Source organism: uncultured Paracoccus sp. (assembly GCF_945915435.1).
Lineage (GTDB): Bacteria > Pseudomonadota > Alphaproteobacteria > Rhodobacterales > Rhodobacteraceae > Paracoccus.
This window is the reverse complement of sequence record NZ_CAMEFG010000065.1, coordinates 1-15,614: the sequence shown is the minus strand read 5'-3', so window position 1 is coordinate 15,614 and position 15,614 is coordinate 1. Positions and strand designations below refer to the sequence as shown.

The following is a 15,614-nucleotide window of genomic DNA, read 5'->3' as shown; positions in this document are numbered from 1 at the left end:
AAAGACCAGCACCACGGTGGCCAGCCCGGCAAAGGCTTCCTCGGCGAATTGGCGCGGGCTTTCGCCTGCTTCCAGCCTGCGCGCGAACATCGGCACGAAGGCGGTGTTGAAGGCCCCTTCGGCAAAGAAGCGGCGGAACATGTTGGGCAGCGTGAAGGCGACCTGATAGGCCTGCGCGACCGGGCCGGACCCCAGGAAACCCGCGATCATGATATCGCGGGCAAAGCCTGCGATCCGCGACAGCAGCGTCCAGGCGCCCACGGACAGGAAACCACGAATCAGACGGATCGGCTGCATGCTTCGAACTCCTGGGAAGGCGGGTCAGTGGCGGGCGCGGTCGGCGCCCTGCCGGATGGCTTCGCGCAGGCGATGCTCCAGCGCCTCGCGGCGGTGGGGCTGTTGCAGCTTGGACCCGAAGGCATCCCTGACATAGAAGGTATCGACCACCTGCGCGCCGAAGGTCGCGATCACGGCGCTGCCGATCTGGATATGGTTCTCGGCCAGTGTCCGCGTCAGGTCGTAGAGCAGGCCGGGGCGGTCGCGGGTATCGACCTCGATCAGCGTATAGATGTCGCTGGCGTCGTTGTCGAAGGTGACATGGGTGGGAAAGCGGAACTGCGATTGCCGCTTGGGCAGCTTGTCGCGGTCGGCCAGCGCCTGGCGCGGCAGGACCTCGCCCTTGAGGGTGCGGGTGATCATCTGGCGCAGGCGGGGCAGGCGCTCGGCGTCGTAGGGGCGGCCCTCGGCGTCCTGCGTCCAGAAAACGGCGGTCGCATAGCCGTCCTTGGTGGTATAGGTCCGCGCATCGACGATATTCGCGCCCACCAGCGCCAAGGCCCCCGCCAGCCGCGAGAAGATGCCCGGATGGTCGGCCAGCACGAAGGCCGCGCGGGTCGCGTCGCGGTCGGTGTCGGGGTAAAGGTCGATGCGCACCTCGGCATCGCCGGGGGGGTCGCGCAGCATCCGGGCAAAGACGGCCTGGGTCTCGGTCGGCAGGCCCGGCCAGTAGCTGGCGTAATGGCGGGCGATCTCGGCCTTGATCTCGCGCCCGTCCCAGCCTTGCGCGATCAGCAGGTGACGCAGCGAGCGCCGCGCCTCGCCGGTGCGCTTGTCGCGGTTGAGTTCCTCAAGCCCGTTTTCCAGCGCGGCGGCGGTTTCTTCGTAAAGGCGGCGCACGAGCATTGCCTTCCAGTTGTTCCAGGTCCCCGGCCCGACGCCGCGAATGTCGCAGACGGTCAGCACGGTCAGCAGGTCCAGCCGCTTGCGCGTCTTGACCATCTTGGCGAAGTCGCGAACCGTGCGCGGGTCGGAAATGTCGCGTTTCTGCGCCACGTCCGACATCAGCAGGTGGTGGCGCACCAGCCATTCGATCGTCTCGACCTCATCGGCGGGCAGGCCGAAGCGGGTCGCGACGCGCCGCACCAGGCGCGCGCCCAGGATCGAGTGATCCTCGGGGCGGCCCTTGCCGATGTCGTGAAACAGCACGGCCAGCACCAGCAGGCGGCGGCTGGGGCGCAGCCTGCCCACGATCCCGGTGCTGAGCGGCAGGTCCCCGGCCAGATCGCCGCGCTCGATCGCCGCCAGGGCAGCGACGCATTGGATCAGGTGTTCGTCCACGGTGTAGTGGTGGTAGACGTTGAACTGCATCATCGCCACGACCGGCGCAAATTCGGGGATGAAGGCGCCAAGGACGCCCAGTTCGTTCATCCGCCGCAACCCGCGTTCGGGGTTGCCGTGTTTCAGCAGCAGGTCCAGGAAGATGCGCACCGCCTCGGGGTCGCGGCGCATGTCGTCGTCGATCAGGTCCAGATGGGCGGCGACAAGGCGCATCGCCTGCGGATGGATCAGGATGCCGGTGCGCAGCGCTTCCTCGAACAGGCGCAGGATGTTGAGCGGATCGGCAAGGAAAGCCGCCTCGTCCGCGATGTTCAGCCGCCCGCGGTCCTCGCGAAAGCCGGGCCGGATGCGGCGGCGCTTGCGAAACAGCCCGTTCAGCATCGGCGCCTTGTAGAGATGGCGGTTCTCCAGCGCGACCAGAAAGACGCGGGTCAGCTCGCCCACGCGGGTCGCGTGCAGGAAATAGTCCTGCATGAAGATTTCCACCGCGCGGCGCCCGTCCATGTCCTGATAGCCCATGCGGGCGGCGACCTCGACCTGCATGTCGAAGGTCAGCTTGTCCACGGGCCGGTTCGCGATCAGGTGCATGTGGCAGCGCACGGCCCAGAGGAAATCCTCGGCCTGCCAGAAGGTCAGATGCTCGTCGCGGGTGAAGAAACCCAGATCGACCAGTTCGACCGCGCGGTCGACCCGGTGGATGTATTTCGCGATCCAGTAGAGCGTTTGCAGATCGCGCAAGCCCCCCTTGCCTTCCTTGACATTGGGTTCCAGCACATAGCGTTGTCCGCCCTGGCGGCGGTGGCGCTCGGCGCGCTCGGCCAGCTTGGCCTCGATGAATTCGGGGATCGAGTGGTCGAAAAGTTCGCTCCACAGCCTTTCACGCAGGGTCTCGGCGGTAGGGGCGTGGCCGCAGATCAGGCGGTGTTCCAGCAGGCTGGTGCGGATCGTCATGTCCTCGCCCGCAAGCCGGATGCAATCGTCGATCGAACGGGTGGACTGGCCGATCTTCAGCTTGAGGTCCCACAGCATGTAAAGCATCGATTCCACGATGCTCTCGGCCCAGCCGGTGACCTTCCACGGGGTCAGCAGCAGCAGGTCCACGTCCGATTTCGGCGCCATCTCGGCCCGGCCATAGCCGCCGATGGCCAGCACCGCCAGCCGCTCGGCATCGGTGGGGTTGGGCTGGGGATGCAGGATCTGCGTCGCGACGTGGTGGACGGCGGTGATGGTCGCATCGGTCAGCGCGGCGATGGCGCGCACCGTTTCGCGCGCGGCGCGGGGATGGGAATCCAGCCCGGCCTCGATATCGGCCATCGCGCCCTCGCGGGCCTGCGCCAGCATGGCGACGGTGGCGGCGCGGATCTCGCGCGGGTCGCTCAGCCCCGACAGCCGTTCGGCCAGCCGGGGGATGAAGCTGTCGGGCGTGAACAGCAAATGCGCCCCGGGCAGGGCCGGGGCGCTTTGGGGCAGTTGTTCGGGCAGTTCGGCCAAGGTCAGAACCCGAACCCGCCGAAGCTGCGCGGCGCGGGATCCAGGATCACCACCTGGTTGTTGCGCACGGTTGCCACGGCCAGCGCGCGCTCGTTCGTGCCGTCCGGGCGCAGGCGGAACGCGCCGTTCACCCCGGCAAAGCCCGAAGCCTGCGTCAGCCCCGAAGTCGTCAGCGCATTGCGGTTGCCCGCCCGCACCAGCGCCGAGATCGCCGCCACCCCGTCATAGGCCAGCGATCCCAGATCGTGCGGCGCCTCGCCATGCGCGGCGCGATAACGCTGCTCGAACCGGGCGCGCATATTGGCGTCGGGCACGGTGAACCAGCCGCCCTGGACGCCCGGCAGCTCAAGCCGCGCGGCGGGCTGGTCCCAGCGGGTCAGGCCCATGAGCTGCGTGGTCTGCGCGCTGACGCCGGCGGCGGCCAGCCGGTCGGTCAGATAGGGCAGGACCGCGCCCTGGTTGGCGGTGACGAAGACCGCATCGACATTGCCCGAGGCGACCGCACTTGCCACGTTCGGGATGATCGCGTCGATTCCCGAGGTCGAGACCGGATGCACGGTCGAGCCGACCAGCGTGGCGCGGTTGCGCTGGATCGCCCGCTCGATCGCGCGGGCGCCGACCTGTCCGGCGGTGTCGTTCTCGGCCACCATCAGGATGCGGCGCTTGCCGTTTCGCACGCCGTAGCGCACCAGCCGGTCGGCCACGTTGTCGAAGGTATTGCCAAGGACAAAGACATTGCCGCCCGCGATGTCGGGGTTGTTGGAAAAGGACAGCACGTTGACCCCGCGCGGCGCGACCGCATTGCCCACTGCATTGGCCGAATCGGCGAACAGCGGGCCGAGGATGATCTTGGCGCCCTCGTCCACCGCGCGGTTGGCCATCGCCACGGCCTGCCCGGTGTCGGCGCCTGCCTCGTAGATGCGCAGGTCGATGGTCGCGCCCTGCGCATCCGCCGCCGCCATCCGCGCCGAATTGGTCAGCGAGCGGGCCAGCCAGTCAAGGTCGGGATTGCCCGTGCCCGCGGGCACCAGAAGCGCGACGGGGACGGGCTGGCCGGGGTCGATCTGCTGGCCGGTCTGTGTGCCGGATCCGGTCGCGCCGGGTTCGCATGCTGCAAGAAACAGGGCCGAGACGACGGCGCCGACACGGGCAAGCGGTCGGCGCAGGCTCAAGGCTCCGCGGATCGTTTGGATGACGGTCATTGCGGTGATTCCCCGTTGGAAAATGCTGAAACTCTTAACGCCGGGACAGTATTGGCATATGTCCGTGATGGCAACTTGCGCCGAACCGGCGGAAAGGACAGATCATGCGAAAACCGGCCGATCCCGTCGCCATGCCACCGCAGGCCCAGCCCACGCCCGTCGCCGCGCGCATCGAAGGCCGCCGCCCCGAACCGGGGCTGTATCTTGTCGCCACCCCCATCGGCGCGGCCCGCGACATCACCCTGCGCGCGCTGGACGTGCTGAACGGCGCCGACATGCTGGCCGCCGAGGATACGCGGGTCCTGCGCCACCTGCTTGAAATTCATGGGATTCCGCTGCGGGGCCGCCGTATCCTTGCCTATCACGACCACAATGCCGACCGCCAGCGGCCGGCGGTCATGGCGGCCCTGGGGCGGGGGGAAAGCGTCGCCTATACCTCGGACGCGGGAACGCCGCTGGTGGCCGATCCGGGCTATCGGCTGGCGCTGGATGCGGCACAGGCGGGCGCGCGGGTCCATGCCCTGCCTGGTGCTTCGGCGGTGCTGGCGGCGCTCAGCGTATCGGGCTTGCCAAGCGACCGCTTCGTCTTCGTGGGATTCGCGCCCTCGGCCCAGGGTCAGCGGCGGCGCTGGATCGCGGGCTGGTCGCAGATCGACGCCACCGTGATCGCCTATGAAAGCCCGCGTCGCGTTAGGCAATTGTTAACGGATCTGTGCGACAGTGACCCGAATCGGATGGTGGTGATATGCAGGGAACTGACCAAGAAATTCGAGGAGGTGATCCGAGGAAGCGTTTCCGAACTGCTGGACCGCATCCCGGCCGAAGGGTTGCGGGGCGAGGTCGTCGTGCTGTTCGGACGGCCCGAACCGCGCGCCGCCGATCCCGATGAAATCCGCGCGGCGCTGGCCGGGGCCTTGGCGCAGGGGTCCGTCAAGGATGCCGCCAGCGCCGTCGCCAACCGCCTGAACCTGCCCAGGAAAGAGGTATATGCGATGGCATTGCAGATGACGAAGGAAGAGGGCTGACATGGCCGCCGATGCGCGGGTGCTGCGCGGCGACCGCAACCACCGGGCGGGCCGTCTGGCCGAAGAAAGCGCCCTGCGCGAATACGAGCGTGCCGGGCATCGGCTGGTCGCCGCACGCTGGCGCGGCAAGCGGGGCGAGGTCGACCTGATCCTGCGCGACGGCCCGACCCTCGTCTTTGCCGAGGTCAAGGCCGGCGCCACCCACGCTGCCGCCGCCGAACGGATCGGACCGGCGCAGATGCGCCGGATCATGGGCGCGGCGCAGGAACATGTCGCGGGTCTGCCCGACGGGCTGGCGACCGAGATGCGTTTCGACGCCGCGCTGGTCGACGGGCAGGGCAGGGTGCGGATCCTCCGCGCCGCCTTCGGACAGGACTGAGCCGCTTGCATCCCGCCCACCGGCAGGCCAGAACGGTCGCAACAAGCGGTGAGGTGAAGGATGACGCTGAACATAGCCCTGCAAATGGACCCGATCGAGGATGTCTCGATCACCGGCGACAGCAGCTTTCGCATCGCGATCGAGGCGCAGGAACGCGGCCACAGGCTGTTTCAATACACCGCCGACCGGCTGATCTACGACCAGGGCGGCGTCTTTGCGCATGGCCGTTCCGTCACGCTGCGGCGCGAGCAGGGCAACCACGTCGCATTCGGCGAATGGCAGCGCGTCGCCCTGAGGGATTTCGACGTGGTCTGGCTGCGGCAGGACCCGCCCTTCGACATGGCCTATATCACCTCGACCCACCTGCTGGACCGGGTGGCGGACAAGGTGCTGGTGGTCAATGACGCCTTCTGGGTGCGCAATTCGCCCGAAAAGTTGCTGGTGCTGGATTTCCCCGACCTGACGCCGCCGACGCTGATCACGCGCGACCTGGACGACCTGCGCGCCTTCCGGCGGCAGCATGGCGATATCATCGTCAAGCCGCTTTACGGCAACGGCGGCGCGGGCGTCTTTCACCTGCGGCCCGAGGATCCGAACCTGTCCTCGCTCATGGAAACCTTCACCGCCATCAGCCGCGAGCCGGTGATTGCGCAGAAATACCTGCCCGCCGTGGCGCAGGGCGACAAGCGCATCATCCTTGTCGACGGAGAGCCGGTCGGCGCCATCAACCGCGTCCCGGCAAAGGGCGAGGCGCGCTCGAACATGCATGTCGGCGGCCGCCCCGAAAAGACCGCGATGACCGCGCGAGAGCTGGAAATCTGCGCCCGCATCGCCCCGCTTCTGCGCGAGAAGGGCCTGCTGTTCACCGGAATCGACGTGATCGACGGCTGGCTGACGGAAATCAACGTCACCTCGCCCACCGGCATCCAGGAGCTTGAGCGTTTCGACGGCACCAATGCCGCGGCGCTGATCTGGGACGCCATCGACCGCAAGATCGCGCGGCGCAGGGGCGAAGGCGCCTAGCCGGGCAGGTGCTGCGGACGATAAATGTCAATTTTACGACGTTTCGTCACTCTGCGGCATTATTTGCCCGACAGGTCAAAAACTCCTTTAACTGACGCGGACTTCTGCTAGGTTGCATCGGCAAGTTGTTGCCTATGTGGGGCGGGTGCTCCAAAATCAATTGTTTCAGGGAGCGTCCATGATCGGCGTGGTTGTTTGGAGTAGTGCGGCCAAATTGAAAGCCGTGATATGGTGTGAAGATCAGGGCGCCCTGGCTTATCTGCATGGCCGCGACAATGTGGTCGGCGGTTCCGCCTGGCCCGAAGCCGGTGACATGGTCGAACTGGAATCCGAAGTCCGCAGCGACCTGCGCCATGCCTTCAACGTCCGCATCGTGACCGAACGCAAATTCGTCGAATTGCCGGGCATCCTGCGGGATGCCGGTGCCGAGCCCGCTGCCAGACGGCCCGCGCTGAAGGTGGTTTCATCGCAGGAAAACCCCGTGCAGCGCAAGGAAGCGCGGCCCCAGGGCGCGGCGCTCGTATCGCTGAGCGCGGGCAGCCGCCGCGGCTGATCGCAAGCGCCATTGCGGCGATTCATCGAACCGCCGCAATGATGCGGATCAGCAGCCGCGAGACAGCGCGGCGATGCCGGTCCGCGCCACTTCGCACAGGCCCAGCGGGCGCATGAGTTCAGCGAAAGCGTCCAGCTTTTCGGATGTGCCCGTCATTTCGAAGACAAAGCTTTCCAGCGTCGAATCCACGACATTCGCCCGGAAGATCTCGGCGATGCGCAGGGCCTCGACACGTTTGTCGCTTTGGCCCCTGACCTTGAACAGGCCCAGTTCACGCTCGACCGAAGGACCTTCGACCGTCAGGTCATGGACTTCGTGGACCGGGACGATGCGGCCAAGCTGGGCCTTGATCTGCTCGATCACGGCGGGGGTGCCGCGCGTCACGATATTGATGCGCGAACGATGGCCGTGGTGATCGACCTCGGCGACGGTCAGGCTGTCGATATTGTAGCCGCGCCCCGAGAAAAGCCCGATCACGCGCGCCAGGACGCCCGCTTCGTTGTCGACCAGGACCGCCAGCGTATGTGATTCGACGATATCGGCGTTGGGATCGCGCAGATCGTAGGCCGAATGTTTCGATGCGCCTTTTTGAATGTTCAGTGCCGCCATTTGGGCCGTTTCCTTGTCAAATCCTTGGGTCGAGGGGGCCGCGCGGCCCCCGCCGTGTCAGACCAGCGCGCCGCCCTTGCCGGTGATCGCGCCTTCGGTCGAATCTTCGCCCAGCAACATCTCGTTATGCGGCTTGCCCGAGGGAATCATCGGGAAGCAGTTTTCATGCCGCTCGATCAGCACGTCCAGGATGAACGGTCCGTCGTAGTCCAGCATCTCGCGGATGGCGTCGTCCAGTTCCGCCGGGTCCGAGACCACGCGGCCCTTGCAGCCGAAGGCCTCGGCCAGCTTGACGAAATCGGGCAGGCTTTCCGACCAGCTTTGGCTGTAGCGTTCGCCATGCAGCAGTTGCTGCCATTGGCGGACCATGCCAAGCCGTTCATTGTTCAGGATGAATTGCTTGACCGGCGCGCGGAACTGGATCGCGGTGCCCATTTCCTGCATGTTCATCAGCCAGGACGCATCGCCCGCGATATTGATGCAAAGCGCGTCGGGATGGGCGACCTGCGCACCGATCGAGGCGGGCAGACCGTAGCCCATCGTCCCCAACCCGCCCGAGGTCAGCCAGTGGTTGGGATCGTCGAACTGCATGAATTGCGCGGCCCACATCTGGTGCTGCCCGACCTCGGTCGCGATATAGGGCTTGCGGTCGCGGGTCATCGCGTTCAGCCGCTCAAGCGCGTATTGCGGCTTGATGACGCTGTCCGAGTTGCGATAGCGCAGGCAGTCGCGGGCCTTCCACTGCTCGATCTGCGCCCACCATTTGCGGACGGCCTCGCCGTTGGTCTTGCGCCCGCGCGATTTCCAGATCTTGAGCAGATCTTCGAGCACATGGCCGACATCGCCCAGGATGGGCAGGTCGATATGGATGACCTTGTTGATCGAGCTGGGGTCGATGTCGATCTGCGCCTTGACCGAGCCGGGGCTGAAATCGGCGACGCGCCCGGTGATGCGGTCGTCGAAACGCGCGCCGACGGCGATCATCAGGTCGCAGTCGTGCATGGTCATGTTCGCCTCGTAAAGGCCATGCATGCCCAGCATCCCGATCCAGCCCGCCCCCGAGGCCGGGTAGGCGCCCAGACCCATCAGCGTCGAGGTGATCGGAAAGCCCGTCCCGTCCACCAGTTCGCGCAGCAACTGGCTTGCGCCGGGACCCGAGTTGATGACGCCGCCGCCGGTATAGAAGACCGGCCGCTCGGCCTTTTCGATCAGTTCGACCAGTTGGGTGATGCTGGCCGGGTCGCCCTTGCGGGCAGGCTGATAGGATGACTGGTCGACCTGCCGCGGGTCCAGGTATTCGCCCGTCGCGAACTGGACGTCCTTGGGAATGTCGATCAGCACCGGGCCGGGCCGCCCCGAGGTCGCGACGTGGAAGGCGCGGTGGATCGTCCGGCTGAGGTCGTCGGTATCCTTGACCAGCCAGTTATGCTTGGTGCAGGGCCGGGTGATGCCGACGGTATCGGCCTCTTGAAAGCCGTCGGTGCCGATCAGGAAGGTCGGAACCTGGCCCGAGATGACGACCAGCGGGATCGAATCCATCAGCGCATCGGTCAGGCCGGTCACCGCATTGGTCGCCCCCGGACCCGAGGTCACCAGCACGACGCCCGGCTTGCCGGTCGCGCGGGCATAGCCTTCGGCCATGTGGACCGCGCCCTGTTCGTGGCGGACAAGGATGTGCTTGATGTCGTTTTGCTGGAAGATTTCGTCATAGATGGGCAATACCGCGCCACCCGGATAGCCGAATACCGTGTCGACACCCTGATCCCGCAGGGCTTCGATCACCATTCTTGCGCCGGTCATGCTTCGGGACATGCCCATATCTCCGTCCAGTTTTATCAGATTACGCGGTCTTTCCGGCAGATACCCGGAATGCCGCATCGCCGCAACCTAGGGGCAGGGGGCGGTGGGGTCAATGGGATTGCGACCGGATAATGACGATTTTCCTTCCATATTTGTAATTTTATTTCAAATATGGGTCTGGAAACGTATCACGATTTCGTCCACGGCAGGGAAATGCGGGCCACCTGCTCGACGATGGGGTCAGCGGACAGGGGGTGGATGTCGGGCCGATGCGCCGCCGGGTCGCCCAGGGGCTGCCAGACGCCGCCCTTGTAGATCTCCATCGCGGAAAAGCGGGACTTGTATTCCATCTTGCGGCTGCCCGGCACCCAATAGCCCAGATAGACGAAGGGCAGTTCGGCTGCCTGCGCCAGCGCCACGTGATCCAGGATGATATGGGTGCCAAGGCTGCGCGCCTCTTCGTCGGGATCGTAGAAGCTGTAGACCAGGCTGACGCCGTCATCCAGAATGTCGGTCAGGCAGGTGGCCAGCAGCCGCCCGTCGGGCGTGCGATATTCCATGACGCGGGTGCGGACCGGCGATTCCTCGATCATGGCGGCGAATTCGAAGATATCCATGTCCGCCATGCCGCCATCCGCGTGCCGGTGGTCCAGGTAGCGGCGGAAGAGCGCGAACTGCTCCTCGGTCGCCCAGGCAGAGGTCGCCTGCCGCGTGACGTCCCCATTGCGCCGTGCGACGCGGCGCTGTGTGCGCGAAGGCGCAAAGCCCCGCACCCGGATGCGCGCCGACATGCAGGCGACGCAGCCCTCGCAACTGGGCCGGTAAAGCACGTTCTGCGAGCGGCGGAATCCCTGGCGCGACAATTCGTTGTTCAGCTCGACCGCGCCCGTGCCCATGAGGGCGGTGAACAGCTTGCGCTCGGCCCGCCCGTGCAGATAGGGGCAGGGCTGGGGGGCCGTGACATAGAACTGCGGCGCGTTTGACAGGTTGTGCCGCATCAGAACGTCGCTTTCCTTCTTGCAAAAACCGGCGCCGGGGCCGTCCCATGACAGATAGTGCGGATATCCGCCGCGACAAGCTGCACGGGTCCCGCCGCAGGGGGGATCATTTCAACAAGACCGATCATCGCAACATCGCCCGGAAAACCGAGGCGAAGCCTAGCAACAGAATGCCTTGCCGCCAAGCGCGGAATGCCCCGCCGACAGCGGCGTGAACGCCATTGTAATCGCCTGCCGCTGCTCTAGTCTGCGGACATGAGTTTTCAGGACCGAATTCGCCGCCTGCCCATCCCTCTCGATCCGGTGCCGGGCGATGAGGCGCTTGGCCGCCTGGGCATCGCGCCCGGCCCGGTCGCGGGGCTGATCCGCGGCACGGCGGGATGCAGCCCCTATCTTGCCGGGCTGATCGGTCGCGAAGGCGAATGGCTGCTGGCGCAATTGTCGGGCGCCTGCGATCTTTCGGCGCTGGTCGCGCGCGAAACGCAGGGGTTCGGCGATCTGGCCCCCGACCGGCTGGGTTCGGCCCTGCGGCAGGCCAAGCGGCGGGTGGCGCTGCTGACCGCGCTTGGCGATATCGGCGGCGTCTGGACGCTGGAAGAGGTGACCGCGACCCTCACCGCGCTTGCCGACCGCGCCGTCGATCTTGCGCTGCGCGCCCATGTCGGGACCGAGATCGCGCGCGGCAAGCTGCCCCCAACCGATGCCGATGCCGGGGGGATCGTGGCGCTGGCCATGGGCAAGATGGGCGCGGCAGAGCTGAACTACAGCTCGGACATCGACCTGATCGTGCTTTACGACGATTCGGCCTTTGCCCCGCAGGACCGGCACGACGCCCGCGCCGCCCTGATCCGCGCCACGCGCCGCATGGTCGCTACCCTGTCCGACAACACCCCCGAAGGCTACGTTTTCCGCACCGACCTGCGGTTGCGGCCCGACGCCTCGGTGACGCCGGTCTGCATCTCGGCCTCGGCAGCGCTGGCCTATTACGAGGCCGAGGGGCGCACATGGGAACGCGGCGCCTATATCAAGGCGCGGCCTTGCGCGGGCGACATCGCGGCGGGCGCGCGCTTCCTTGAAGAACTTCGCCCCTTCGTCTGGCGCCGCCACCTGGACTTCGCGACCATCGAGGACACGCAGGACATGCGCCGGCGCATCCGCCAGCACAAGGGCTTGCAGGCGCGTATCCTTGCCCCCGGCCACGACATCAAGCTGGGTCCCGGCGGCATCCGCGAGATCGAGTTCTTCACCCAGACACGGCAACTCATCTCGGGCGGACGCGATGCGTCGCTGCGCGACCGAGATACCGTCGGCGGGTTGCACAGCCTTGCCCGCAAGGGCTGGATCGACGCCGATACCGCGCAGGAACTGACCCTACATTACCGCTCCCACCGCGAGGTCGAGCATCGCATCCAGATGATCCACGATGCCCAGACCCACACCATCCCCACCGGCCCGGACGGCATCGACGCCATCGCCCGCCTGATGGGCCAGCCCGACAGCGGCGAATGGACCGCCGAGGTCGAGGCCCGCCTTGCCCGCGTCGAGGAACTGACCGATGATTTCTTTACCCCCGCCCAGCAGGTCGAACGGCCCGCCCTGCCGCCCGAGGGCGAGGCCATCGTGGCCCGCTGGCCGCATTACCCCGCCTTGCGTTCCCAGCGTGCCCGCCAGCTTTTCGCGCGGATCGAGGCCGACCTGCTCACCCGCATTCAGGCGACCGCCAGCCCCGGCGATGCGCTGACCCATTTCGACAGCTTTCTGGCGGGGCTGCCCGCGGGGGTGCAGATCCTCTCGCTGTTTCAGGCCAATCCGCAACTGCTGGACCTTCTGGTTGATATTTGCGGGACTTCCCCGTGGCTTGCGCGCTATCTCTCACGTCATTCCGAGGTTCTGGACGCCGTGCTTGGCGGTGGATTCTTTACCCCTTGGCCCAAGGTGCCGGGGCTGGCCGACCAGCTTGGGCGCCAGCTTGACCGCACCATGACCGCCCATGACGGCGGGTATGAGCGTGCGCTGGATCTTGTCCGCCGCTGGGTCCACGAATGGCAGTTCCGCATCGGCGTCCACCATCTTCGCGGGCTGATCGGCTCGGACGAGGCCGGGCAGCAATATGCCGATGTCGCCGATGCCACGCTTTCGGCGCTGTTTCCGTTGGTCGCGCAGGAGTTCGCCCGCCGCCACGGCCCGCCGCCGGGGCGCGGCGCGGTGCTGGTCGGGATGGGTTCGCTGGGGGCGAGGATGCTCAACTCCGGCTCGGACCTGGACCTGATCGTGATCTACGACAGCGACGGGCAAGAGGGTTCCGACGGTCCCCGCCCCCTGTCCACGCGCCCCTATTACGCCCGTCTGACGCAGGCGATGATCACCGCCCTGTCGGCCCCCACGGCGGCGGGCCGGGCCTATGAGGTCGACATGCGGCTGCGCCCCTCGGGGCGGCAGGGGCCGGTCGCGACCTCGATCCAGTCCTTCCGCGACTACCAGATGACCGAGGCCTGGACCTGGGAACATCTTGCCCTGACGCGCTCGCGCGTGGTGGCGGGTTGCGGCGCGGACAGTTCCGACCTTGCCGCCGGTTTCGAGGCGCTGCGGACGGAGATCCTGTCCGCGCGTGGGCAGGATGCGCGCGTGCTGCCCGACCTTGCCGCGATGCGCGCGCGGATATTCGCGGCGAAACCCGGCGAGGGCAAGCCGGGCGCGAAACTGGGCCGGGGCCGCTTGCAGGACATCGAACTGTTTGCCCAGTCCTGCGCCCTGCGCGCCGGGTCCGCCGCCCGACGCGTGCCCTTGCAGTTGCAGGCGGGCCAGCGCGCCGGGCTGATCTCTGCCGGGGATTTCGCCCTGCTGTCGGGTGCCTATCGGCTGTTCTGGAACGTCCAATGCGCGGGCCGCCTGCTGAGCGAAGAAGGGGTCGAGCCTGCCCGGCTGGGCAGCGGCGCCCGCGATTTCATGCTGCGCGAAACCGGCGCCGGCAGCGTCCAGGACCTGGCGCAGCGCCTCGACCAAGCCGCGCATCAGGTGGGCGAGGTGATCGAGGGCCTTCTTGAAGCGCAGGCATGACGCTATGGGCAAAACCGCGGAAACAACGCATCCTGGCCGATAAAAAAGCCCTTGTTTCCCCCTCTCTTGCCCCATATACGAGGCGGCGGAGACGTGGCCGAGTGGTCGAAGGCACACCCCTGCTAAGGTAGTCTCAAGCCCCTCTCATCACCTTGATTTTATTCCCGAAATCCTTGATGGGTTGTGCGTCTTGCACTGATCTTGCACGAAAGTCCCATCCGTACGCATAGACCCGGTCGGGCAGGTCCGCAGGTGCGAGCTTTGTGTAGCCCATGGCGATTTCGGGGCGCTTCCAGCCACCGCGATCCATCAGCAGGATAAGATCCTTGTTTTGAGCGTAGTGCCATGTCGCCCAGGTATGCCGCAGTGTGTGGGGCGTTACGTCCTCGCCAAGCTGGGCGGCCTTACGCGCGGCATCGAATGCGCCCTTGATCTGTCCCCCCAGCTTGTCGCCTAGGTCATTGGTGATGCGGTATGGCTTTCCCTTTGGCGTCCTGAATACCGCGCCAGCCTCGGGCAGTCCGCATGCGGCCAGGATGCGCTTGGTCCGCGTGGGAAACTCGACCATCTTCCCGTCGCCGTTCTTCGTTATGCCGACATGCGCCTGTTGAGATTCGAGATAGAGGTGCTTCGTGCTTAGGCCCAAGGCTTCGCCGGTCCTGGCCCCGGTGCCGAGAAGGAAGGCGACGATCGGCAGCAGGCGCCCATCGCAAGCCTCAAGCAGCCGCTCGGCCTCTTCGGGCGTGAGCCAGCGCGGCAGAGCTTTGGGTTCCTTCCGCCGCCGGAATCGTCTCGCAGAAACCTTGCCATCGTCGGACGCCATGTTGAACACGGCGCTGATCGGCGTGATGAGCTGCCGATTGATGGTTGCCGGGGCAGCGTTTGGATACAGCACCTGGGCCGCGCGGTTTACGGCATCGTTGTCCAGGTCCCCCAGTCGGAATCTCGGCCCGAAGTGCTGGATGATCCGCGCAAGGTATTTCCCCTCTCCCCCAGACTGCATGTAGGCCAATGCCGCCTCGGCGAACGTGTAGGTTACGGCCTTGCCAAACGATGCACGTTCGATGATCTCTGCTTCGCGCCTCGCGCGGTAGATTTCCGCTTGCCGCTTGTCGCCAATGCGAGTGCTTTCGTAAACGCGCTGTCCGGCGACGGTGCCGCGGAGATACCAGATTTCCCCACGGCGGAGCAGTTTGAGGGGCATTTCACATCTCCGATCAGGAAGGCGGATAACAGGTCGCTTGGACGATACAGGATGCGGACCCTTCCCCGCGCGGCAACACGGGTGAGCCTGCCTTCATGGAACGCCCTGTCAAGTCCGGTGCGGCTGGTGTGGATGTTCATCTTCCGCAAATAGTCAAGTGCTTGATCCGTTGTCAGCAGGTCAAGTTCCAAATGCTTTCCCATCTACCCCTCCATCCCCTCGGCTGCGCGGCGGGCGGCAATCCGTTCGGCGCAATACGCGAGGAACGAACCCAGGAAATCGAATTTGATATTGCCGTAGAACGATACGGGCTGATCCCCGATCAGGTCTGCCTCGCTGACGGTGATGATTGTCATGACGGTTTTGCCTTGTGCCGTCATGATCTCCTCTCGCGCATTGTCCAGCGCGACGAGTGCATCTTTGCGCCACTTTTCCATCACTCGCCCCCTTTCGCGAGGGCGCGCCGCGCCGGATCCAAATGGTCAAGCCCCTTTTCCGCCCGCCAGCCGTCGAAGCAGTGGTCACCATCCAACACCATCCGCATAGCCATGACGGCGACCTGCACCGCTTCCTTGCGCACCCGTTCGGCGCTTTCCTCGAAGGTGGCTGTGGCCAACTCCCCGACTTCCTCGACCAGCGCGGCGAAGGTGACGTTC

At 66.1% G+C, this 15,614-nt stretch carries 14 protein-coding genes; 5 read left to right on the top strand and 9 right to left on the bottom strand.

Annotation, left to right across the window (positions count from 1 at the left end; translation table 11 throughout):
• The 3 genes from Q0O97_RS16415 to Q0O97_RS16405 all read right to left on the bottom strand — a co-directional run.
• Positions 1-297: lipid II flippase MurJ (locus Q0O97_RS16415; RefSeq protein WP_294931870.1), on the bottom strand; the 297-nt coding region annotated here is incomplete at its 3' end.
• A gap of 24 nt (positions 298-321) precedes the next feature.
• The gene (locus tag Q0O97_RS16410) at positions 322-3,051 is read right to left on the bottom strand and encodes a [protein-PII] uridylyltransferase (RefSeq protein WP_294931876.1); all 2,730 of its coding nucleotides are present in this window, start codon (positions 3,049-3,051) and stop codon (positions 322-324) included.
• 59 nt (positions 3,052-3,110) lie between these two features.
• Positions 3,111-4,310 (bottom strand): penicillin-binding protein activator, encoded by a 1,200-nt coding sequence (locus Q0O97_RS16405; RefSeq protein WP_294931867.1) that lies wholly within the window; start codon positions 4,308-4,310, stop codon positions 3,111-3,113.
• A gap of 131 nt (positions 4,311-4,441) precedes the next feature.
• On the opposite strand from Q0O97_RS16405, the gene rsmI reads away from it, so the two are divergent.
• The 4 genes from rsmI (at position 4,442) to Q0O97_RS16385 (ending at position 7,290) form a co-directional block, all read left to right on the top strand.
• Positions 4,442-5,335, top strand: a complete 894-nt coding sequence (gene rsmI, locus Q0O97_RS16400) for a 16S rRNA (cytidine(1402)-2'-O)-methyltransferase (RefSeq protein WP_294931873.1) — start codon at positions 4,442-4,444, stop codon at positions 5,333-5,335.
• A 22-nt stretch (positions 5,336-5,357) separates the two neighbouring features.
• Positions 5,358-5,714 (top strand): YraN family protein, encoded by a 357-nt coding sequence (locus Q0O97_RS16395; protein WP_366125267.1) that lies wholly within the window; start codon positions 5,358-5,360, stop codon positions 5,712-5,714.
• Positions 5,715-5,774: 60 nt separating this feature from the next.
• Positions 5,775-6,737, top strand: coding sequence for a glutathione synthase (gene gshB, locus Q0O97_RS16390; protein ID WP_294931862.1), 963 nt, complete (start codon positions 5,775-5,777; stop codon positions 6,735-6,737).
• 178 nt (positions 6,738-6,915) lie between these two features.
• Positions 6,916-7,290 (top strand): hypothetical protein, encoded by a 375-nt coding sequence (locus Q0O97_RS16385; RefSeq protein ID WP_294931859.1) that lies wholly within the window; start codon positions 6,916-6,918, stop codon positions 7,288-7,290.
• A gap of 48 nt (positions 7,291-7,338) precedes the next feature.
• On the opposite strand, the gene ilvN is transcribed toward Q0O97_RS16385, so the two are convergent.
• From ilvN to Q0O97_RS16370, 3 genes are all read right to left on the bottom strand, one after another.
• Positions 7,339-7,899 carry an acetolactate synthase small subunit gene (ilvN, locus tag Q0O97_RS16380; RefSeq protein WP_294931856.1) on the bottom strand — a complete coding sequence of 187 codons (561 nt, stop codon included), beginning with the start codon at positions 7,897-7,899 and terminating at the stop codon, positions 7,339-7,341.
• A gap of 57 nt (positions 7,900-7,956) precedes the next feature.
• Positions 7,957-9,711 carry an acetolactate synthase 3 large subunit gene (locus Q0O97_RS16375; protein ID WP_294931853.1) on the bottom strand — a complete coding sequence of 585 codons (1,755 nt, stop codon included), beginning with the start codon at positions 9,709-9,711 and terminating at the stop codon, positions 7,957-7,959.
• A 176-nt stretch (positions 9,712-9,887) separates the two neighbouring features.
• Positions 9,888-10,697, bottom strand: coding sequence for an arginyltransferase (locus Q0O97_RS16370; protein WP_294931850.1), 810 nt, complete (start codon positions 10,695-10,697; stop codon positions 9,888-9,890).
• A gap of 255 nt (positions 10,698-10,952) precedes the next feature.
• Between Q0O97_RS16370 and Q0O97_RS16365 the strand changes: the two genes are divergently transcribed.
• Positions 10,953-13,754 (top strand): glutamine-synthetase adenylyltransferase, encoded by a 2,802-nt coding sequence (locus Q0O97_RS16365; protein ID WP_294931847.1) that lies wholly within the window; start codon positions 10,953-10,955, stop codon positions 13,752-13,754.
• Positions 13,755-13,887: 133 nt separating this feature from the next.
• On the opposite strand, the gene Q0O97_RS16360 is transcribed toward Q0O97_RS16365, so the two are convergent.
• The 3 genes from Q0O97_RS16360 to Q0O97_RS16350 form a co-directional block, all read right to left on the bottom strand.
• Complete coding sequence (locus Q0O97_RS16360; RefSeq protein ID WP_294931844.1) at positions 13,888-14,958, bottom strand: site-specific integrase; 1,071 nt, start codon at positions 14,956-14,958, stop codon at positions 13,888-13,890.
• Positions 14,959-15,161: 203 nt separating this feature from the next.
• Positions 15,162-15,395 (bottom strand): hypothetical protein, encoded by a 234-nt coding sequence (locus tag Q0O97_RS16355; protein ID WP_294931842.1) that lies wholly within the window; start codon positions 15,393-15,395, stop codon positions 15,162-15,164.
• The coding region (locus Q0O97_RS16350) for a hypothetical protein (RefSeq protein WP_294931839.1) at positions 15,395-15,614 on the bottom strand (220 nt) is incomplete at its 5' end. The genes Q0O97_RS16350 and Q0O97_RS16355, both read right to left, overlap by 1 nt.